The organism is Streptomyces sp. NPDC012825 (assembly GCF_042900925.1).
GTDB lineage: Bacteria > Actinomycetota > Actinomycetes > Streptomycetales > Streptomycetaceae > Streptomyces.
In genome coordinates, this window is record NZ_JBIBBZ010000024.1 from 31,936 (window position 1) to 52,377 (window position 20,442).

A 20,442-nucleotide genomic window follows, 5' to 3' on the forward strand; every position below is an offset into this window, starting at 1 on the left:
CGTCCCCGCAGACACGAAGGGCCCCCGCGGCCCGGGGGCCGGCCGTCCCGGCCGGCCCCCGGAGGGCCGACCGGGACGGGACCTCGGGATCAGGCGAGGTCGAACCGGTCGAGGTTCATCACCTTGTCCCAGGCCGCCACGAAGTCGCGCACGAACTTCTCGCCCGCGTCCTGGGAGGCGTAGACCTCCGCGAGGGCGCGGAGCTGGGAGTGCGCGCCGAACACGAGGTCGACGGGGGTGGCGGTCCACTTGAGCTCGCCCGTGGCGCGGTCGCGGCCCTCGGAGACGTTCTCCTCCGTGACCGACGTCTTCCACTCCGTGCCCATGTCGAGCAGGTTGACGAAGAAGTCGGTGGTCAGCGCCTCGGGCCGGTGGGTGAGGCGGCCGTGCGGGGACCCCGCGAAACCGGTGTCCAGGACCCGCATGCCGCCGACGAGCACCGTCATCTCGGGCGCGGTCAGCGTCAGCAGGTTGGCGCGGTCGAGGAGGTGGGTCTCCGGGGACAGCTTCTCGTCCCCCCGGAGGTAGTTGCGGAACCCGTCCGCCGCGGGTTCGAGCACGGCGAACGTCTCCACGTCCGTCTGCTCCTGCGAGGCGTCCGTGCGCCCCGGCGCGAACGGGACCGTGACGTCGTGCCCGGCGTTCCGCGCGGCCTGCTCGACGGCCGCGCAGCCGCCCAGGACGATCAGGTCGGCGAGCGAGATCCGCTTCCCCCCGCCCTGCGCGTCGTCGAACTCGCGCCGGATCGCCTCCAGGGCCTCCACGGTCCCGGTCACCTCGGGCAGGGCGTTGACCTCCCAGTCCTTCTGCGGCGCGAGCCGGATCCGCGCCCCGTTGGCCCCGCCGCGCTTGTCGGTGCCGCGGAAGCTCGCCGCCGACGCCCACGCGGTGGTGACCAGCTGGGGGAGCGACAGGCCCGAGTCGAGGATCCGGCGCTTGAGCGAGGCGACGTCCTCGTCCGAGACCAGCTCGTGGTCGACCGCGGGCACGGGGTCCTGCCACAGCTGCGGCTCGGGGATCCAGGGCCCCAGGTAGCGCGAGAGGGGACCCATGTCACGGTGCAGCAGCTTGTACCAGGCCTTGGCGAACGCCTCCGCGAGCCGGTCCGGGTCCTCGTGGAAGCGCTTCGTGATCGGCCCGTAGACCGGGTCCGCCTTCAGCGCGAGGTCCGTCGTCAGCATCATCGGGGCGTGCTTCTTCGACGGGTCGTGGGCGTCGGGCACGGTGTCCCTCGCCGACGGGTCCGTGGGCGTCCACTGCTTCGCGCCGGCGGGGCTCGTCGTCAGCTCCCACTCGTACCCGTACAGGTTGTCCAGGTAGCCGTTGTCCCACTTCGTCGGCCGGGAGGTCCAGGCGCCCTCCAGGCCGCTGGTGAGCGCGTCGCCGCCCACGCCGGTGCCGTACGTGTTCCGCCAGCCGAGGGCCTGCTGCTCGAAGGGGGCGGCCTCGGGCTCCGGACCGATGTACGAGGGGTCGACCGCCCCGTGGCACTTGCCGAACGTGTGGCCGCCGACGATCAGCGCCGCCGTCTCCTCGTCGTTCATCGCCATGCGGCCGAACGTCTCCCGGATGTCCCGGGCGGCGGCCAGCGGGTCCGGGTTCCCGTTGGGCCCCTCGGGATTGACGTAGATCAGACCCATCTGCACGGCGCCGACCGGGCCGCTGAGCTCCCGGTCGCCGCTGTAGCGCTCGTCCCCGAGCCAGGTGTCCTCGGGACCCCAGAAGATCTCCTCCGGCTCCCAGATGTCCTCCCGCCCGAAACCGAATCCGAACGTCTCGAACCCCATGGACTCCATGGCGCAGTTGCCGGCGAAGACGAGGAGGTCGGCCCAGGAGATCTTCCGGCCGTACTTCTGCTTGACCGGCCAGAGCAGCCGACGCGCCTTGTCGAGGCTCGCGTTGTCCGGCCAGCTGTTGAGGGGCGCGAAGCGCTGGGCGCCGGAGCCTCCGCCGCCCCGGCCGTCGGCGATGCGGTACGTCCCGGCGGCGTGCCAGCTCATCCGGATGAAGAGCGGCCCGTAGTGGCCGTAGTCGGCGGGCCACCAGTCCTGCGAGGCCGTCATCACCTCGAAGACGTCCCGCTTCAGCGCGTCGGGGTCCAGGGTCGCGAACTCCGCCGCGTAGTCGAAGTCCCCGCCCATCGGATGGGACAGGGGCGAGTGCTGGTGGAGGACCTGGAGGTCCAGTTGGTTGGGCCACCAGTCCCGGTTCGTCCGGGGCCGGGTGGGCGCCGGGGTGGGGGCGGGGATCGCCGGGTTCTCGCTTTCGCTGCCGGACACGTCCGTCCTTCTTCCTGTGTCGGTGTTCTTGCGCCGAGCACTGCGACCCGCGCCCGTCACGCGCCGTGGCGCCCGCCGGCCGGAACCGCCCGACCGGACCCACGGGGCGGGGAGCCTGTGTCGGCGTCCGTATGCTCGCGCACACCGACCGCGCGGCCGGGGGAACACGCAGGGCGCTCGCGCTTTACACGTCATCACACCGGAAGCGTCACCGCGGAGCACCGCCCGCCACGGGACGGAACCGCCCCGTCACTCCCGCGGCGTCGTTCCCGTGGCCCGGCCCTCCTCGTCCCGGGTGATCTCCAGGACCCGTTCGACGGCCTCGCGGTCGAGCGGTCCGAACACGTGCGGGAAGAGGGTCCCGTCGGGGACCCCCGGCGGCGGCGAGGGGACGGCCGCCTCCCACTCCGTCCGGGCCGAAAGACGGCCCTCGTCGAGGACGAGCGCCAGGAGGGGCCCGGGGGAGGCGCGGTAGTAGGCGTCGACGACGGCGAGCGCGGTCGCCTCGTCGGGCGCGCAGTGGACGAACCCCTCCTCGGCCAGCGACGCGGGCGCGTACGGCTGCTCCGGCCGGGCGGACCATTCGGCGAGGGGGACGATGTGATAGATCATGCCCCGGTTATACCGGCCGGGGCGGAGCCGACCCGGCCCGGGCGCCGCGCGAGGTGGCCGGATGAGGGCCCGGGTCGGTGTCCCGGCGGGCGGCGCCCACCGACCCGGCCCGGGACTCCTCAGGCCCCGCCGCCCTCCTCGTACACCAGCCTGTCCACGACCTCCACCACCCCGTCCACCGTCTCGCACAGGCGGACCAGGATCGGGCCGGTCCCCGGCCGCTCCAGCGTGCCGCTCAGCGTCACCCGGCCCTCGTCCACGTCGATGTGCACGGCGGAGGGGGAGAGGCGCAGGATCCGGACGACCACGTCCTCGCGGATCTCCTCCTGGATGGAACGGTCCCGGCGCAGGAACAGCTGGAGCAGGTCGCTCCGGCTCAGCACCCCGATCAGCCGCCCCTCCGCGTCCACGACCGGCAGCCGCTTCACCCGGTGCCGCTCCATCCGCCGGGCCGCCTCGACCGCCGTCCACGACGGCCGGGCCGTGACGACCGGGCTCGTCATCATGGCCTCCGCGGTGCTCGGCCCGTCCTTCGCCGTGTGCCGCCGCAGCAGGTCCGCCTCGGAGACGACGCCCACCGGCCGGTTCTCCTCGTCGACCACCGGGACCGCGGTGATGCCGTACTCGTCGAGGAGCCGCGCGATCTCCTTGAACGGCGTCCCGCGCTGCACCGCGACCGCGGTGGGCGTCATCAGGTCCGCGACACTGCGGTGCCTCATCGTCCGTTCCGTCCCTTCTGCGTTCCGGATCCCATGATCCCGCACCGGGGCGCCTCTCGGAACGAGGGGGCGGAGGGGCGGAGGGCCGGACGGACCGTCTTCCGGCCCGTCCGGCCCTCCGCGGCGCGGTTCCTCAGGACCGGTGGACCGCCACCTCGTGGAGCGAGTACCCCCACTTCGTCGCCCGCCGTTCGCCGTGGACCCGTACGTAACGGGCCGCCTGCGACGGGAACTCCGCCGTGTCGTACCCGCCGTCCCCGGTGGTCGTGGACCAGACCGTCCGCCAGTCCGCGCCGTTCTCCGACAGCTCGATCCGGTACCCGCTCGCGTAGGCGCGCTCCCAGTCGAGGACGACCCGCCCGACCGGGCGGACCGACCCGAGGTCCACCCGCAGCCACTGGCCGTCCGACCAGTCGCTGGCCCAGCGGGTGCCCGTGTCGCCGTCGACGGCCCGGCCCGGCGCGTAGCTCGTGAACGGGTTCCACTCCGAGGAACTGGCCGCCGCGGGCGCGCCCGCCGCCAGGTTCACCCCCGGCTCGTGCGTCTCGGTCGCCCGCCACGTCGTCAGGTACGACTCGGCGCCGCCCGCCAGCTCGTCCACGACGCTCCGGCCGCCTCCGGTCAGCCGGATCTGCTCGATCCAGTCGGGGACCATGCCGTTGTGCGCGGCGCCGTCGGTGTTGAGGTCCCAGACGCGCTGCCCGGTGACCTGGCGGTCGAGCACCGCACCGCCGTCGAAGCTGCGGAAGGGGTACGTCACGGCGTTCGGCGCGCCGGCGCCGACCGGGCCCGGCCAGCCGCCGACGCCGTTCATGTCGGTGCCGTAGCCGAGACCGACCCCGTACTTCGCCCGGAGCGCGGCCTTCCGCCCCGCCTCGCCGACGAAGCCCTCCGCGCCGTGCATGTACTGGGCGACGAAACCGCCCAGACGGTAGAGCCGCTCGGTCCAGTCGAGGTCCATCCAGCTGTGGCTGGACAGGACGCCCGGGTACTCCTGGGACTCCAGGATGTCCAGCGCCCGTCCCGCGGCCTTGACGCTCATGTGGTCGAGCTCCAGCATCATCCCGCGGTCGATCATGCCCCGCAGGGCGTACTCGCCGAGCCGGGTCAGGCCGCGGGTGTTGCACTTGGCGTCCGAGGCGTACGAGGGGACGCTCACCCCCGGCGGCAGCTTCGACGCCATCACCGGGGCCGCCGCCAGGCCGATCGGGTTGTCGTGCTGCGGGCCCGCGCACTTCTCCGTGGTCCAGAAGGTGCCGGTCGACAGGAACTGGCCGATGTTGACCGCCGTGCCGATGGCCCCCTCGTCGAAGCGGACCCCGCACAGCGCGTTGTCGAACTTGTGGCACAGGAACATGCTGCGCACCCCGAGGCCGTACAGCTCGTCCAGGCCGCGGTCGATGTCCGCCCTGTCGCACTGGGCGACGTCGAGGATCTGCTTGCAGCCGAACGGCTCCGAGGTCTCCACGCCCAGGACGACCGCGAGCCTGCCCTGCTCGACCACCGAGCGGGCCTGCGCGGCGTCGGTGACGATCCGGAACCAGCCCTTGCCGGGCCCGCCGTACATCCGGTCGACGTAGTCCTGGAGTTCGTACGTCCTGCGGGCCTGGAGCCGGATCGAGTCCATCTCGTCACAGCTCCGGTCGCGGGGCAGGATCGAGCAGATCAGGCCGTTGGTCACCAGGTCGTTGACGAGGACGCGCTGTCCGCCGCGCCAGGCGCGCTCGACCCAGGCGTAGTAGTTCTGCTGGTGGGTCAGGGAGTTGTGGGCCGGCCAGTCCTCGAAGGTGGGCCAGCCGACCGGGTCGTGGTGGCCGTCGGCGCCGCCCGTGATGTTCTCGAACAGGGCGCCGGAGCCGTCGGGGTAGTGCTCGGGGCAGTCCTTGAGCGCGTCGGCGGCGCCGGCCTCGGAGAACGCCCGGCCGCAGATGAGCCGCCCCCCGAAGCCCTCGTCCGACATCAGGTGGTTGTGCGCGTCGACGAACCCGCGCACCTTTCCCCGGGCGTCCGTGCCGGTGAACGGCGCGCCCGTGACGTTGATCTGCGAGTCGGCGGCGGGACGGGACACGGGCTCCCACCACGAACCGCCCGCGGCGGCGGGGACCGGGGCGGAGCCGAAGAGGACGGCGGTCAGGGCGAGGACGAGCGCCAGGAGGGCGGATCCGCCGCCCCTCCCGCGCGAGAGGGTTCGGGTCATGGGCAGCGAGCCTCCGGTCGGTGGAGGAGTACCGGGCGTGCCGAGGATCGCGGCGCCGGAGGACCGAGTCAAGAGTCCGGGACGGATGACCTACTCGCGGGTCGGAACGGTCGCGTGTCCCTCAACCCTCCATCAGGCTCACGAGTTGATCGGCCATCAGGTCCAGTTGGCCGTCCGCCGTGTGCTGGTCACCGAGGACGAGGAACTGGAGGGTGAGGCCGTCGATCGCCGCCGCCAGATACCGCGCGACCACCTCCACCGGCGCCTTCGGCGTGATCCCCCGTACCGCGGCCACCCGCTCGACCAGATCGGCCGCCGACGCCACGTACTGCTCGTACTGGGCCCGCGCCAGGTGCTCGAAGCCCGGCTCGCGCAGCGCGTACTGGGTCAGGTCGTACGTCAGCATGTGCTCGCCGGGATGGGCGGTGACGTGGTCCCAGTAGGTGCGGAGCGCGCCCCGGACGGTCTCGCGCAGGGTGGCCCCCGGCTCCACCGCCGACATCACCCGTGCCACGTAGGTGCCGGTGATCGTCCCGATCGCGGCTTCGAGGAGCGCCTGCTTGGACGCGAAGCAGTAGTGGAAGACGCTCAGCGACACCCCCGCCTCGGCGCAGATCGACCGGGTGGTGGTCCGGGCGACCCCGTCCCTGGTCATCGCCCTGATCGCCGCCTCGACCAACTGCCCGCGCCGTTCGGCCGAAGACATCCGCGCCATGGTTCCTCCTCGCGTCCGGCGCCAGGGTAACCGCAGCCCTCGGCGCCGCGTCCTGGCCGGGCCGTACCTTGCGTCCAGCCTCGGGCCGCCGCCTCCGTGACCCCTCAGGCCGCCGCCGGGCCCCGTGTCCCCGGCGCCCCGGCGCGGGCCGACTCCACCAGCGCCCGCAGCCGCGGCGCGACCTCCTCGCCCACCCGGTAGGCCTCTTCCAGGTGCGGATAGCCGGACAGGACGAACTCGTCGATGCCGGCCCGCCCGTACTCGAAGAGCCGCCGCGCCACCTCGTCGTGCGAGCCGACCAGGGCCGTGCCCGCACCCTCGCGGACGAGCCCGATGCCCGCCCACAGGTTGGGGGAGACGGTCAGGTTCTCGGCGGAGCCGCCGTGCAGCGCGGTCATCCGGGCCTGTCCGGCCGAGTCCATGCGGGCGAACCGCTCCTGCGAGGCGCGGACCGCCTCCGGGTCGAACCCGGCCAGGATGCGGTCGGCCTCCCGCCAGGCCTCGGCGGCGGTGTCGCGGGTGATGACGTGGAGGCGGATCCCGAAGCGCAGGGCGCGCCCAACCCGCGCGGCCTTCTCCCGCACCCGGGCGACGCGCTCGGCGACGGCGGCCGGGGGCTCGCCCCACAGCAGCTGCACCTCGGCGTGGCGGGCGGCGACCTCCTCGGCCTCCGGCGACGCGCCGCCGAAGTAGAGGGGCACGGGCGACTCCACGGCAGGGGCGTGCAACCGGGCGTTCTCCACCCGGACGTGGCGGCCCGCCAGGTCGACGGCGCCGCCGTCGAGCAACGCCCGCACCACCTCCATGAGTTCGCCGGTCCTGACGTACCGCTCGTCCTTCGGCAGGTGGTCGCCGTACGCCCGCTGCTCGACCGGGTCGCCGCCGGTGACCACGTTCAGCGCGATCCGGTCGCCGAAGAGGCTCCGGAAGGTGTCGGCCTGCTGGGCGATCAGCGTCGGCCGGGCGAGACCGGCCCGGAACGCCACCAGGAAGCCGATCCGCTCCGTCACCGCCGCGACCGCCGGGGTCAGCACCCACGGGTCCACGCAGCCGAGCCCCACGGGCGTCAACAGCTTGGCGAAACCGGCCTGTTCGGCCGCGCGGGCCACCTGCGCCAGATAGCCGAGGCCGGCGCCCCGGCGGGTCGCGGCGGCGGTGCGGCCCTGGACGGCGGTGACCCCGCCGGGGTCGCGGCCGTCACCACCGGTGGGCAGGAACCAGTGCAGGACGGGGGCGGCGGAAGAGGGCATGCGGGCGTACCTCGGAGGAAGTGCGGGGCGGGGACGGGCGTACGGGACACCCGCCGGGCGCGGGAAAGGCGGGCGGAGAACCGGGAGTTCGGGAGCCGGAGCGTCGAACGCGGCGCAACCGGCCGACGGAGGAGGCCGGTCGGCGGCGGAGGCCGGTCGGCGGCGGAGGCCGGTCGGCGCGCGAAGGAGGGAGGCGAGCCGGGAAGGGGCTCAGCGACGGGCCGCGCGACGACGGAAGCCGACCCGACACAGCATCCCCGCGACACGCAGAAGGTCCACGTGGCGGCGGGAGACGAGGGCGGGATTCACGGGCGCATCCTCGCCGCGCGGACGCTCCGCCGACAAGTACCGTCCGCCATGCGGACCGCCGGGTCTCAGCTGCCGGAATCCCGTTCCTCCGGCCAAGCACCCCGGCCGGCGACCCGCAGCACCAGGGCGGCGATGTTCCACGCGTCGTCCTCGCCCCGGTGGTGCCGCCCCTCCAGGGGCAGTCCCGCGACCTCCAGGGCCTGAGCCATGCCGGGACGCCGGGCGAGCCCGTACGCCTCGGTGAAGACCGCCTTCGCGTTGGTGTGGCGCCGCCCGAAGGGGTACCGCGTGCCGGTGGCCCGGCACTGGTGGGTGAACTGCTTGCGGTCGTACTCGCCCCAGCTCGCCCAGGGCCGCCTCCCCGCCTCGTACGCGGTGGCGAGCAGCCGGCAGGCGGCGGCGAAGTCCAGGCCGGTGTCGACCTCCGCCTGGGTGAGGCCGGTCAGCCCGGTGCAGAACGCGCCGACCCGCGAGCGGACCGGGCGCACCAGGATCCGGTGCCGGGAGACCCGCTCCCGCGCGTCCAGGTCGACCACGGTCAGCCCGATCTCGATGATCTCGCTCACCTGGCCGGGCGGACGCTCGCCCTCCCAGCAGGTCGCCTCGACGTCGACGATGTTGACCAGGCCCCCGTGTCCCATGCGGACGAGCGTAGGGCGCGCCGCCACCGGCCACACCCGGTTTTCCCCGGGCTCAGTCCGCGTCCCGCCCCAGGACCTCGCGCAGGGCCGCCACCGCGTGCGCCCGGTGCTCGTCGAGCCAGCGGACGGCGGCCTCCTCGTCGCCGTGCCGGAGCGCGGAGATCACGGCCCGGTGCTCCCGCACGGCCAGCTTCCGGTGCGGCGCGTCCGCGTAGTACAGCGAGCGGTACGCGTCGGTGGCGTCCCACAGGGTCGCGACGAGGCGCACGAGGCGCGGCATCCCGGACGCCTCGATCAGGATGAAGTGGAAGCGCCGGTTCGCCGCCGCCATCGCGGACACGTCCCCGTCGTCGGCGGCCCGCTCCACCTCGCGCTGGATCCCTTCGAGCACGCCGACCGTGCCCTCCGGCATCCGCCCCACGGCCAGGCGGACCGCCTCCGTCTCCAGGAGCTCCCGGATCCGGTAGATCTCCTCCAGGTCGTCGAGCGAGAGCTCCGCGACGAAGTAGCCCCTGTGTATGCGATGGACCACCAGGCCCTCGGCCTCCAGGGCCTTGAGGGCCTCGCGCAGCGGCACCCGGCTCACCTCGAACCGCGCCGCGAGGGCGTCCTGGCGGATCTGGTCGCCCGGCCGGAGCTCCCCGGTGGTGATGGCGCGCCGCAGTTCCTCCAGGACGAACTGCTGGGCGGTCTGCGGCCGCCGCTTCTGCACCGCGCTGCTCATCCCCTGTGACCTTCCGTTCCTCGTGCCGCCGCCGGTGGACCGCCGCTCCGACGGACCGCTGATCCGACGGGCCGCCGCTCCGACGGATCACCCCGTCGGGGAACGGCTCCTCCGGCGGTGACCATCTTCCTACGGATCTTCCGGACCTTCCCCCGGCTCAGGGCGTGCCCGAGGTCCGTCCCTCCGTGCCGAGCACGGCGTCCGTGTGCTCGCCGAGGCGCGGGGGAGCGGCCCGGTAGGAGGCCGGGGTGGCGCCGAACCGGATCGGGTGGGCGACCTGGCCGGGACCGGCCGCGGACTCGGGGACGCGCGGGGCGAGCCCCAGCCGGTCGGCGAGGTCGAAGGCGGCCGCCAGGTCGTTGATGGGCCCGCAGGGCACGCCGGCCGCCGTCAGCTCCTCGAACCAGTCGTCGGCGGTACGGCCGCCGAGCGGACCGGCCAGGGCCGCCGCCAGCTCCTCCCGGTGGGCCACCCGGGCCGCGTTGGTCGCGAAGCGGACGTCCCCGGCCAGCTCCGGCAGGCCGAGCCGCTCGCACAGCGCCCGGAACTGCCGGTCGTTGCCCACCGCCAGGACCAGCGGCCGGTCCTCCGCCTCGAACACCTCGTACGGGGTGATGCTCGGGTGCCGGTTGCCCATCGCGCGCGGCACGACCCCCGCCCCCAGGTGCGCGGCTGCCTGGTTGGTGAGCGCGGAGAGCAGGGAGCCGAGCAGCGAGACCTCCACGCGCTGGCCCTCGCCGGTGCGCTCCCGGTGCCGGAGCGCGGCGAGCACGCCCATCCCCGCGTGCAGGCCGGTGACGACGTCGACCAGGGCGACCCCCGTCTTCGTCCCCGGGCCGTCCGGCTCGCCCGTCACGCTCATCAGACCGCCCATGGCCTGGACGAGCAGGTCGTACCCCGGGAGCCGGGCGCCCTCCGCGGTGCCGAAACCGGTCACCGAGCAGTAGACGAGCCCCGGGTTCGTCGCCCGTACGTCCTCGTGACCGAGGCCCAGCCTCTCCATCGTGCCGGGGCGGAAGTTCTCCACCAGGACGTCCGCCCGGTCCACGATCGCGCGCGCCGCCGCCAGATCCCCGGGATCCGTCAGATCGAGCGACACGGAGCGTTTGTTCCGGTTCACCCCCAGGAAGTACGTGGCCTCCCCGCCCGCGAACGGCGGCCCCCACACGCGCGTGTCGTCGCCGGACCCCGGCCGCTCGATCTTGATCACGTCCGCGCCCAGGTCGGCGAGGAGCATCGTCATGTACGGCCCGGCGAGGACCCGGCCGAAGTCCGCGACGACGATCCCGGACAGGGCGCCGGGTGCGGTGTCGGGCGCGGTGTCGGGCGGGGCCGGCTGGTCTGCGCGCATCGCGCTCTCCTCGGGATCGGCGACCGGACATGGGATCCGACGCGTCGGATCCGATACAGCGGATCCAATGGATCGGATCCAGTGGATCGGATTCGGATATTGGATCCAGTCCACCGGACCGTAGGGCCGGGACGGTGGATTTTCAATACTGGATCCAATATCCGATGTACGGCTACGCTTCGGCACGCCGAGTCGTCGCAGGCGCCCGTCACCATTCCGTCACGAGCGCCAGTCGCCCACCGCCAGGAGGCCGTCCGTGAAGTCGTCGTCCACCCCCGTCCACCCCTTCGACCTGCTCGCCGTCGACGGGCTTCTGACCGACGAGGAGCGGGAGATCCGGCGCACCGTGCGCGCCGTCGCCGACCGCGAGCTGCGGCCGCACGTCGCCGGCTGGTTCGAGAAGGGCGAGATCCCCGCCCGCGAACTCGCCCGCACCCTCGGCGGCACCGGCGTGCTCGGCATGCACCTGGAGGGGTACGGCTGCGCGGGCACCAACTCCGTCGCGTACGGCCTGGCCTGTCTGGAGCTGGAGGCCGTGGACTCCGGACTGCGCTCCCTCGTCTCCGTGCAGGGCTCCCTCGCCATGTACGCGATCTGGAAGTACGGCTCCGAGGAGCAGAAGCAGCGATGGCTGCCGAAGATGGCGGCGGGCGAGTACATCGGCTGCTTCGGCCTCACCGAGCCGGACGCGGGCTCGGACCCGGGCGCCATGCGGACCAACGCCAAGCGGGACGGCTCCGACTGGGTGCTCAACGGCACCAAGATGTGGATCACCAACGGCTCCGTCGCCGACGTGGCCGTCGTCTGGGCCCGCACCGAGGACGGCGTCCGCGGCTTCCTCGTCCCGGCCGGCACCCCCGGCTTCGGCGCGCCCGAGATCAGGATGAAGCTGTCGCTGCGGGCGAGCGTCACCAGCGAACTGGTCCTGGAGGACGTGCGGCTGCCGGCCGACGCGATGCTGCCGGAGGCCCGCGGCCTCTCCGGCCCGCTCGGCTGCCTCAACGAGGCCCGCTTCGGCATCGTCTTCGGCGCGCTCGGGGCCGCCCGCGACTGCCTGGAGACGGCGATCTCCTACGCCCGGGACCGCACCGTCTTCGCCCGCTCCCTCGCCTCCTACCAGCTGACGCAGCAGAAGCTCGCGGACATGTCCGTCGAGCTCGGCAAGGGCATGCTCCTCGCCCTCCACCTGGGCCGTCTGAAGGACGCGGGCGCGCTCACCCCCGAACAGGTCAGCGTGGGCAAGCTGAACAACGTCCGGGAGGCGATCGCGATCGCCCGCGAGTGCCGCACGATCCTGGGCGCCAACGGCATCACCCTGGAGTACCCGGTCCTGCGCCACGCCAACAACCTGGAGTCGGTGCTCACCTACGAGGGCACGAGCGAGGTCCACTCCCTGGTCATCGGCAAGGCGCTCACCGGCGAGCAGGCGTTCCGCTGAGCCGTCCCGCCCGCCGGACGCGGCGGGCCGTCAGCCCGCCGTGACCCGCCGGACGAAGGCGTCGAGGTTGGTCCTCGTACGGGCGATCTGCTCGTCGAGGGTGAGGGACTCCTCCTGGCGCCGGCCGCGCAGCTTCGGCTGCCGCTTGCCCCGGACGTAGAGGGAGCAGGCGAGGTCGGCGCAGAGGTAGGTCCCGACGGTGTTCCCCTCGCGGCCGCGGGTCCCGGCGAGCGGCGCCACGAGGAGCGTCACGCCCGAGGAGGCGTGTCCGGTCAGGCAGATCTGGCACATGCTCGACTTCATGGCGCTGGTCCGGCCGGCGGCCGGGACCCGCAGGGACACCCCGAGCGGCCCGTCCTCGTGCGGGACGACCAGGTGTGCGCGCAGCGGCGCGCCCGGGTCGACCCAGCCGAGGAAGTCCAGGTCGTCCCAGGGGAGCTCGGCGAAGTCGAGCGGCAGCTTGAGCCGGGCCGCCTCGCCCTTGGTGCAGTTCACGAAGGACGAGCGGATCTGTTTGTCGGTCAGTGGTTCCACTCGGTGGACCGTACACGCGTCGTCCCGGACGGGCATCCGAATAAGGCGGCGCCCCACGGGGACGTCCCGTGGGGCGGGCAGGCCTGTGGGGCGGTGCCGGTCTCCGGCTCAGGCCGGGGCGGTCGGCGCCGGTGCCGGCGCCGGGGGTGATGCCGGGTCGCCGGTCGAGCCGCTCGTGTTCGGGTCCGCCGGGGTGTCACCGGGGGTGTCGCCCGAGCCGTCCGGCACCGGGCCCGAGTTCGGGGCCGAGGAGTCGGGCGGGGCCGGCGGCTCGGGCGGTGCCGAGGAGCCCGGCTGCGGTGAGTCGGGCCGGGGCGAGTCGGGCGGGGGCGACGAATCCGGCGGCGGGGGCGAGTCCGGGGGCGCGGGCGAGTCGGACGGAGCATCCGGCGCGGGCGTCGACGGGCCGGGGGAGGTGGTGCCGTCGGAGGGACAGGGCGACGAGCCCGGCGGGCACGGTGCCGGGGACGTCGGGGTCGGCGGCGAGGTCGGCTCGTCCCGGCCGCCGGTGTCGCCGTGCTTCCGCGCGAACCAGTCGCCGTCCTCGGGGTCGTACACCACGAAGGTGTTCACGACCTTCGGGGCGGGCGCGACGACGACCACCTGATCGGCGTCGTACCCCTGCCAGGGGGTGCCGGTCGTCCGGGGGTTCTTCTGCGGTACCGGTTCGGTCAGCGGGTTGCCGCAGGCGCAGCGCACCCGGGGCACCCCCCGGTCGTCGACCAGGACCGCCGTGCCGGACTGGAGGACCGCCTGGTACGCGGTGGCGGAGCCCTCCTTGAAGCCGTGGTTCGTCACCCGGGTGTCGGCCCGGAGCTGGAGCGGGGTGAGGGAGCGGAGATAGCCGGGCACCTCGTTCGCCGAGACGCGCAGGACCGAGGCGAAGGCCGCGTTCTTCGCGGGCTCGCCGGAGAGGTAGCGCACCTGCTGCTCCACGTCGCAGCTCGCCACCGACTTCGTCCCGCCGTAGAGGCCGGGCGAGGCGCCCGACACGCGGGGCGTGGCGGCCTCCGCCGAACCGGTGCGGGGCGGCAGCGAGGGCGGCGGGGCGGAGTCGGTGGCCCGCGCCGTCGACCGGGTGAACGGGTCCGGGCCGGTCGAGGAGGCGCTCTGCAGGAAGACCTCCCCGCCGCCGGCGTTCGCCGTGCCGCCGTCGTCGTCGCCGGAGCGGCTGGTGAGCACGACGATCAGGGCGACGGCCGCCACGAGCACGGCGGTGAGCGAGGCGACCTTCGGGACGGAACGCCACCACGGGCCGCCGCCGTCCCTGGGATAGCGGGACGAGCCCCCTCCGTCCGGGCCGTCGCCCGGACCGCCCGAGCCGCCCGGACCACCGGAGCCCCCGGAGGGCGGCCCGGGGGGCGGTGGAGGGCCGGCGGCGTTCGGGTGCGTGCCGGGGCCCGAGAGGGGGCCCGAGGGGGGACCCGTGGGGGGAACCGACGGCGGACCGGACGGAGGGCCGGACGGCGGGTGGGAAGTCACGTTTTTCCCTTTCTTCCGTTCCGGGCCCATTGTGTGCGCCGACCGGTGCCCGCCCGCAAGCGGAGGCACCCGCCCTACCGGTCCCGCTCTACCGGTCCCGGCCCCGTGGTCCCGGCCCGGCGGTCCCGGTCCCGCCGGGAGCCGCGGGCGCTCCGTCCGCAAGCGCGTGGCCGTACCCGGCACTAGCGTGGTCACCGTGAGCAGCAGGCCCCCCACCTCCACGCGGCCCGCCGCGACCCCGGCCGGGCTCTTCGCCCGGATCGTCCTCCAGGCACTGACGGCCGTGGTCGCCGGTTACCTCTCGATGGGTGTCGTCGCCGCGCCGGGCCTCTGGGCCGCGGGCGCCGCCGACCTGCCCGGCGGCTTCACCGCCGTCCTCGCCGCCGTCGTCGTCATGGCCTCGGGCGGCGAGGTCGAGCTCTCCGGCGACGCCGGAGCCCTCGCCGGAACCCGGGCCCAACTGACGGCCATGCCCCTCACCGTCACCCTGGTGGGCGCACTGGTCACCGGTTACTTCTTCCTGCGCCCCCTGCGCCACCACGCGGTGACCGGCGCCCGCGAACTCCTGCTCCGCGCCGGGGCCGTCGTCGTCCTCTGGCTGATCGCCCTCGCGGGGATCTCCGCCCTCGCCCGCCACGACTTCCGGATCGTCCTCGGCGGCCAGGAGACCGAGGACCCGCTGATGGACCTCTTCGGGGACCTCCTCGACTCCGTGAACCCGACCGTCGGCTTCCGCACCGCCCTCGGCCCCACGCTCCTCCACGGCCTCCTGTGGATCCTCGGCGTGCTCCTCGTCGCCCTCCTCGTCTCCCGCAGGACCCCCCTGCCCTCCCGGCTGGTCCGCTACCAGGAGCCCGTCCGGCCCGTCGCCCGCGCGATGCTCCTCCTGCTCCTCGCGTACGTGCTCGTGGGCCTGGTCGTCGGCCTCGTCGTCGCGGCGACCAGGGGCCACCCCGCCGACACCTTCGCGGTCCTCCTCCTCGGCCTGCCCAACATCGCCTGGGTCGCCCTCGGCGTGGGCATCGGCGGCTCCTGGGAGGGCAGGGCGGAAGGCCCCTTCGGGTTGCCCGTGCCGCAGGTCCTCGACGCCGTCCTGCGCGACGGAAGCGGCGGCGCCCCGGAGCTCTCGACCATCGACCTGTCCTCGCTCGCCGCGCAGGACGGCCGGGCCTGGTGGCTGCTCCCCGTCGCCGCCGTCCTGGTCCTCGCCGCCGCCTTCGCCGCCGCCGTGCGCTCCCCGGCCCGGACCCGGCCCTGGCAGCACTCCCTGCGCCTGGGCGTCGCCTTCGCGCTCACCATGCTGGTCGCCGCCCCGGTCACCCTCGTCGAGGCCCGCTTCGGCCTCTCGGTCCTCGGCATCGGCGAACTCGACTCGCTCGGCGGGCAGGTGCTGCTGCGCCCGCACGTCTGGGCGATCGCCGGCTTCGCGCTCCTCTGGGGCCTGGTCCTCGGCCTCCTCGGCGGCCTCCTCGCCTCCCGGGTCCGCCGGAAGGGCGAGGTCGAGCCGCCGGCCCACCGCGAGGACGGCGCCGGCCCGCCGGGGCCGCCCACCGCCCCGTAACCCCCGGCGGTCTACAGCTCCCGGAACACCGGCCGCGCCCACGCGGGCGGGGCGGGCGGCGGGCCGAGTGCCCGCGGTGTCCCGGACACCACCGGCCCCGCTCCCTCGGAGGCGCCCGACGCCAGGGCGGCGCGCAGCCGGGTGACGAACTCCAGGCACGTCCCGTACCGCTCCTCCGGCGTCTTCGCCAGCGCCTTCGCGAAGACCTCGTCCGCCGCCCCCGGGAGCTCCGGCCGTGCCTCGGAGACGGGCGGCGGCGGATCGTACTGCTGCGCCCACAGCACCGCCCAGTCGGTGTCCCGGCGGAACGGCGGCGCGCCCACCAGGGTCTCGAACACCACGCACGCCAGGCCGTACACGTCGCACCGGCCGTCGACCGGCTTCCCCGAGATCTGCTCGGGCGCCACGTAGTCGAGGGTCCCCACGAACTCGCCCACCGTCGTGAAGCCCGTCAGGGACAGCGACTTCTTCGTCAGGCCGAAGTCGGTCAGGTACACGTGCTCCGGACGGTCGCGGTCGGTGCCCTCGGCCACCAGGATGTTGCCGGGCTTCACGTCCCGGTGCACCAGGTCGTGCGCGTGCGCCGCGTCCAGGGCCGAGGCCACCTGCACGGCGATCCTGCCCGCCTTCGCCGGCGGCAGCGGCCCCTCGCGGTGCAGCAGGGCCACCAGGTCCTGTCCCGCGACGTACCGCATGGCGATGTAGAGCACGCCCTCCTCCTCGCCCGCCTCGAAGACCGGCACGATGTGCGGGTGGTCGATCGAGGCGGCGACCCGCGACTCGTGCGCGAAGCGCTTGCGGAAGGTGTCGTTGCGGGCCAGCTCGGGGGCCAGCAGCTTCAGCGCCACCGTGCGGTCGAGCCGCAGGTCCCGCGCCCGGTACACCACCGCCATGCCGCCGCGACCGATCTCGCCCTCCAGGCGGTAGCCGGCGATCTCCTTGCCGACGAGCCCGGAGGGCCGGCCCGCCGGAAGGTCCGGGTCGACGTGCGCCCCGCCGCCCATCAGCCCTCACCCGTCGGCGGCCGCTCCACGACCCGGGTCGGCGGAGGCGGCTCCACCGCCTCGGGGGGCTGTTCCACCACCTGGGTCGGGGGCCGTTCCACCACTCGGGTCGGCGGGCGCTCCCCCGTCCCCGCCGACGGCTGTTCCACGGTCCGTGTCGGCGGAGGCGGCTCGTCCGGTCCGGTCGTCTCGGGCGCCGCCGGGCCGGCCGGGGACATCACCCGGGTGGGTTCGTGGCCGTCGTCCTCCGGGTCGTCTCCCATCGGGGACGCCGGGGACGCCGGGGACGCCGGAAAAGCCGGCTGTGCAGCGGGCGGTGCAGCGGCGACCGAGGGTGCGGCCCCCGCCGCGTACGTGCCGAGCCCCGCGCCGTCGCAGTACACCCAGCGCTCGTGCTCCGCGTCGTACAGCCACACCGACTCGCCGTCGACGACCATGCCCACCCGCAGGCCCCGGGTCCGCAGCCGGAAGGCCTCGCCGTCGAGGCGGCCCGCGCCCAGCTCCTCGGCGGCCCGCCGGTAGCGGCCGAGGGCGTCCTCGGCGCGGGCGATCAGCGGGCGGGGGTCGGCGGTCCTGGTGAGGGGCCGGCCCGCCGCCGGCGGGTCGTCGGGGACGCTGACGAGCAGCCGCGCGTCGACCCACGCCGTCCAGCCGTTGGAGCACCGGATCCGCCCCCAGTCCCCGCTCCGCTCCTCCAACCGCACCGGCAGGAAGGCGTCCAGGGGAGCCGTGGGCAGCCCCGGGTCGGGCGCCTCCCAGGCGGGCAGGCCGTCGCGCGGCACGACGTGAGTGGGCCGGAAGTCCGGCACGTACGCGGACACGGGGACGCTCACGGGCCTACCTCCGCATGACGACCGGCTCGTGGCGGCGCAGCAGCCGGGCCACGACCAGGCCGAGGACCAGACAGAGCACCACCATCATGCCCATGTCGAACAACCAGGCCTCCGCCGTGTGCCGCATCAGCGGATCGGTGGTCTTGTCGCTCGGCGCCACCTCCCCGATGTCGATCGTCGCGCCCATCGCCGCGAACGCCCACCGCGAGGGGACCAGCCAGGCCAGCTGTTCCAGGACGGGCGTGCCCCGCACGGTGAGGAGCGCCCCGCAGAAGACCACCTGCACGATGGCGAGGAGGACGAGCAGCGGCATCGTCACCTCCTCCTTGCGGACCAGGGCGGAGACGAACAGGCCGAGCATCATCGCCGTGAAGGAGAGCAGCGCGACGGCGAGGGTGATCTCCACCAGCGGGGGCATCAGGACCCCCTTGCCGCCGGGCACGTTCAGCGGCACGCCGATCAGGGCCACCAGGGTCAGGACGACCGCCTGCACGACCGTGATCAGACCGAGGACCACCACCTTGGAGGCGAGGTACGCCGAACGGGACAGGCCGACGGCTCTCTCGCGCCGGTAGATCGTGCGTTCCTTGACGAGTTCGCGCACGGCGTTCGCCGCGCCCGTGAGGACCCCGCCCACACAGAGGATGAGCAGGACGTTCAGCGACGACTCGGGGTTGAGACTGCCCTCCGACAGGGCGCGGGCCATCGCCCCCATCACGAACGGCAGCGCCACCATGATGACGATGAAGGTGCGGTCGGCGGAGAGCGCCGCCGCGTAGCGGCGCACCAGGGTCCGCAGCTGGGAGCCCCGGCTCTGCGCCTTCGGCGGCGGGGCCGGCACCTCGTCCGCCGGGGCGCTGCCGCCCGGAGGGAGGTCCGGGCGCGCCGTGGCGTCGGTGATGTACCGGCGCTGGAAGCGGGACGAGCGGTAGCCGCCGGCCCAGTCGCGGTCGCGTTCCCGCTCGAACGCCTCGAACGCCTCCGGCCACTCCGTGAAGCCGAAGAATTCGAGGGCCTCGGAGGGCGGGCCGTAGTAGGCGACCCGGCCGCCGGGCGCGAGGACGAGCAGCCGGTCGCAGACGTCCAGGCTGAGCACGCTGTGCGTCACCACGACGACCGTGCGCCCGTCGTCGGCGAGCCCGCGCAGCATGTGCATCACGGACCGGTCCATGCCGGGGTCGAGGCCGGAGGTGGGCTCGTCGAGGAAGAGGAGGGACGGCTTGGTGAGCAGCTCCAGGGCGACGCTCACCCGCTTGCGCTGGCCGCCGGAGAGGCTGTGGATCGGCTGGTCCGCGCGCTCCACGAGACCGAGCTCCCGGATCACCTCGTCCACCCGGGCCTGCCGTTCCGCACGCTCGGTGTCCTCGGGGAACCGCAGCTCGGCGGCGTATCCGAGGGCCCGGCGGACGGTCAGCTGGAGGTGCAGGATGTCGTCCTGCGGGACGAGCCCGATGCGCTGGCGCAGTTCGGCGTAGTCCCGGTACAGGTCGCGGCCGTCGTAGAGCACCGTGCCCCGGTCGGCGGGGCGCTGTCCGGTGAGGGCGTTCAGGAGCGTGGACTTCCCGGCGCCGGACGGCCCGACGACCGCGAGCAGGCACTTCTCGCCCACCGGGAACGACACCTCGTCGAGGAGGGTCTTGTGCCCGTGGTCGACGGTGACGGCGAGCGACCGCACGTCGAGGGAGACCTCGCCGGTGTCGGTGAACTCGACGAGCTGCCCGCCGATCAGGCAGAACGCGCACCGGCCGATGCCGACGATGTCCTCCGGCGTCACCCGGGCGTCGGCGACGGGCCGGCCGTTGAGGAAGGTGCCGTTGTGACTGTCCAGGTCGTGGATCCAGTAGGTGCCGTCGGGGTGGGCGCGCAGTTCGGCGTGGTGCCGGGAGACGACGAGGTCGGGGACGACCACGTCGTTGTCGGGGGCACGGCCGATGCGGACGCTGTGGACGGGCAGCGGCCGGACGGACGTCGGCTGCCGGAAGGTGCCGGTGGCGGCGGGGTGCGAGACGGAGGGCGGCCGGGGAGGACCGGCCTCCCGGCCCGGCGCGGGCCCGGGGGAGGGCGCCCGCTCCCGTACGGGAACGGATGCGGGCCCCGGCCCGGGGCCGGGCCTCGGCTCCCGTACGGGCCCGGGTGCGGGCTCCGTTTCCCGTACGGGTTCCTCCCGCACGCGCTCTTCCGGCGCGGCGCGCTCTTCCGGTACGGCGTGGTCCTCCGGTACGAGACGGTCCTCCGGCCCGCGCTCCGGTTCCGGCCCCGGGGAGGCCCCTCGTTCCCGCACGGCCTCCGGGCCCGGCTCCCGCTCCCGTACGTGCTCGGGCTCCGGTTCCGGCACACCCGGTACGGGCGGGGGCGGCGGCTGGGCCGGGCGGGCGCGGGCGCCGGTCGAGAGGACGGCGCGCGGGCCGTCCCCCGGGTGCCCGAACCGTACGACGGTCCCGGCGCCGACCTCCCGCGAACGGGCCACCTTCCGGCCGTCCGTGAAGGTGCCGTTCGTACTGTCCTCGTCGGTCAGGGTCCACCGGCCGGCGGCGGCGCTCAGCACCGCGTGGTGCCAGGACGCCCGGGCGTCCGAGAGGACGATGTCGCTGGCGGGGTCCCGTCCGATGCGGTAGACGCGGCGCGGATCCATGAGCGTCGCGTCCCCGTCGATCTCGAGGACCAGATCGGGCGCCGCAGACGCGGCCGGCCGCTCTCCCATGTCTGGAATTTTATCCGCCGGAACCGATCCCCGCCCGGCCGGGAGGCGCCGGTAGGGTGGGCGTCCGCCGCGGGAAGCGGCCCGGACGAACT

General features: G+C 74.4%; 16 protein-coding genes. 2 read left to right on the forward strand and 14 right to left on the reverse strand.

Features of this window, described 5'->3' with window-relative positions:
- Positions 1-89 precede the first annotated feature (89 nt).
- From katG to ACFY7E_RS30245, 9 genes are all read right to left on the reverse strand, one after another.
- Positions 90-2,279, reverse strand: a complete 2,190-nt coding sequence (gene katG / locus ACFY7E_RS30205) for a catalase/peroxidase HPI (RefSeq protein ID WP_389490393.1) — start codon at positions 2,277-2,279, stop codon at positions 90-92.
- 249 nt (positions 2,280-2,528) lie between these two features.
- Complete coding sequence (locus ACFY7E_RS30210) at positions 2,529-2,891, reverse strand: DUF952 domain-containing protein (protein WP_389490395.1); 363 nt, start codon at positions 2,889-2,891, stop codon at positions 2,529-2,531.
- 119 nt (positions 2,892-3,010) lie between these two features.
- Entirely contained in the window at positions 3,011-3,610 is a 600-nt protein-coding gene (locus ACFY7E_RS30215) for a CBS domain-containing protein (protein WP_389490398.1), read from the reverse strand.
- Between the two features lie 133 nt (positions 3,611-3,743).
- Positions 3,744-5,807, reverse strand: a complete 2,064-nt coding sequence (locus tag ACFY7E_RS30220) for a discoidin domain-containing protein (protein ID WP_389490400.1) — start codon at positions 5,805-5,807, stop codon at positions 3,744-3,746.
- Positions 5,808-5,928: 121 nt separating this feature from the next.
- Positions 5,929-6,522, reverse strand: coding sequence for a TetR/AcrR family transcriptional regulator (locus ACFY7E_RS30225; RefSeq protein ID WP_389490402.1), 594 nt, complete (start codon positions 6,520-6,522; stop codon positions 5,929-5,931).
- Between the two features lie 104 nt (positions 6,523-6,626).
- Positions 6,627-7,772 (reverse strand): LLM class flavin-dependent oxidoreductase, encoded by a 1,146-nt coding sequence (locus ACFY7E_RS30230; RefSeq protein WP_389490404.1) that lies wholly within the window; start codon positions 7,770-7,772, stop codon positions 6,627-6,629.
- A 374-nt stretch (positions 7,773-8,146) separates the two neighbouring features.
- The gene (locus ACFY7E_RS30235; RefSeq protein WP_389490406.1) at positions 8,147-8,722 is read right to left on the reverse strand and encodes an exonuclease domain-containing protein; all 576 of its coding nucleotides are present in this window, start codon (positions 8,720-8,722) and stop codon (positions 8,147-8,149) included.
- 52 nt (positions 8,723-8,774) lie between these two features.
- Positions 8,775-9,446 (reverse strand): GntR family transcriptional regulator, encoded by a 672-nt coding sequence (locus tag ACFY7E_RS30240; RefSeq protein ID WP_389490408.1) that lies wholly within the window; start codon positions 9,444-9,446, stop codon positions 8,775-8,777.
- Between the two features lie 157 nt (positions 9,447-9,603).
- Positions 9,604-10,797, reverse strand: coding sequence for a CaiB/BaiF CoA transferase family protein (locus ACFY7E_RS30245; RefSeq protein ID WP_389490410.1), 1,194 nt, complete (start codon positions 10,795-10,797; stop codon positions 9,604-9,606).
- A 256-nt stretch (positions 10,798-11,053) separates the two neighbouring features.
- On the opposite strand from ACFY7E_RS30245, the gene ACFY7E_RS30250 reads away from it, so the two are divergent.
- The gene (locus ACFY7E_RS30250) at positions 11,054-12,235 is read left to right on the forward strand and encodes an acyl-CoA dehydrogenase family protein (protein WP_389490412.1); all 1,182 of its coding nucleotides are present in this window, start codon (positions 11,054-11,056) and stop codon (positions 12,233-12,235) included.
- 30 nt (positions 12,236-12,265) lie between these two features.
- Here the strand turns inward: ACFY7E_RS30250 and ACFY7E_RS30255 are convergent, their stop codons facing one another.
- Both ACFY7E_RS30255 and ACFY7E_RS30260 read right to left on the reverse strand, forming a co-directional pair.
- Complete coding sequence (locus ACFY7E_RS30255) at positions 12,266-12,769, reverse strand: FBP domain-containing protein (RefSeq protein WP_383442406.1); 504 nt, start codon at positions 12,767-12,769, stop codon at positions 12,266-12,268.
- Between the two features lie 108 nt (positions 12,770-12,877).
- Positions 12,878-14,281, reverse strand: a complete 1,404-nt coding sequence (locus ACFY7E_RS30260) for a DUF6777 domain-containing protein (RefSeq protein WP_389490415.1) — start codon at positions 14,279-14,281, stop codon at positions 12,878-12,880.
- Between the two features lie 157 nt (positions 14,282-14,438).
- On the opposite strand from ACFY7E_RS30260, the gene ACFY7E_RS30265 reads away from it, so the two are divergent.
- On the forward strand, positions 14,439-15,812 hold the full coding sequence (locus tag ACFY7E_RS30265; protein WP_389490417.1) for a streptophobe family protein: 1,374 nt from the start codon (positions 14,439-14,441) through the stop codon (positions 15,810-15,812).
- 11 nt (positions 15,813-15,823) lie between these two features.
- On the opposite strand, the gene ACFY7E_RS30270 is transcribed toward ACFY7E_RS30265, so the two are convergent.
- From ACFY7E_RS30270 to ACFY7E_RS30280, 3 genes are read right to left on the reverse strand one after another with little or no spacing between them, the layout of a single operon-like run.
- Complete coding sequence (locus ACFY7E_RS30270; protein ID WP_389490419.1) at positions 15,824-16,816, reverse strand: serine/threonine-protein kinase; 993 nt, start codon at positions 16,814-16,816, stop codon at positions 15,824-15,826.
- Positions 16,816-17,649 carry a hypothetical protein gene (locus tag ACFY7E_RS30275; protein ID WP_389490421.1) on the reverse strand — a complete coding sequence of 278 codons (834 nt, stop codon included), beginning with the start codon at positions 17,647-17,649 and terminating at the stop codon, positions 16,816-16,818. The genes ACFY7E_RS30270 and ACFY7E_RS30275 overlap by 1 nt, the downstream gene beginning before the upstream one ends.
- Before the next feature lie 4 nt (positions 17,650-17,653).
- The gene (locus ACFY7E_RS30280) at positions 17,654-20,350 is read right to left on the reverse strand and encodes an FHA domain-containing protein (protein ID WP_389490422.1); all 2,697 of its coding nucleotides are present in this window, start codon (positions 20,348-20,350) and stop codon (positions 17,654-17,656) included.
- Between the last annotated feature and the right edge of the window lie 92 nt (positions 20,351-20,442).

Bases quoted from the DNA above. Each gene is read 5' to 3' on its own strand.
- ACFY7E_RS30210 (WP_389490395.1), bottom strand. From the start codon at position 2,891: ATGATCTATCACATCGTCCCCCTCGCCGAATGGTCCGCCCGGCCGGAG.
- ACFY7E_RS30215 (WP_389490398.1), bottom strand. From the start codon at position 3,610: ATGAGGCACCGCAGTGTCGCGGACCTGATGACGCCCACCGCGGTCGCG.
- ACFY7E_RS30220 (WP_389490400.1), bottom strand. From the start codon at position 5,807: ATGACCCGAACCCTCTCGCGCGGGAGGGGCGGCGGATCCGCCCTCCTG.
- ACFY7E_RS30225 (WP_389490402.1), bottom strand. From the start codon at position 6,522: ATGGCGCGGATGTCTTCGGCCGAACGGCGCGGGCAGTTGGTCGAGGCG.
- ACFY7E_RS30230 (WP_389490404.1), bottom strand. From the start codon at position 7,772: ATGCCCTCTTCCGCCGCCCCCGTCCTGCACTGGTTCCTGCCCACCGGT.
- ACFY7E_RS30235 (WP_389490406.1), bottom strand. From the start codon at position 8,722: ATGGGACACGGGGGCCTGGTCAACATCGTCGACGTCGAGGCGACCTGC.
- ACFY7E_RS30240 (WP_389490408.1), bottom strand. From the start codon at position 9,446: ATGAGCAGCGCGGTGCAGAAGCGGCGGCCGCAGACCGCCCAGCAGTTC.
- ACFY7E_RS30245 (WP_389490410.1), bottom strand. From the start codon at position 10,797: ATGCGCGCAGACCAGCCGGCCCCGCCCGACACCGCGCCCGACACCGCA.
- ACFY7E_RS30260 (WP_389490415.1), bottom strand. From the start codon at position 14,281: ATGGGCCCGGAACGGAAGAAAGGGAAAAACGTGACTTCCCACCCGCCG.
- ACFY7E_RS30270 (WP_389490419.1), bottom strand. From the start codon at position 16,816: ATGGGCGGCGGGGCGCACGTCGACCCGGACCTTCCGGCGGGCCGGCCC.
- ACFY7E_RS30280 (WP_389490422.1), bottom strand. From the start codon at position 20,350: ATGGGAGAGCGGCCGGCCGCGTCTGCGGCGCCCGATCTGGTCCTCGAG.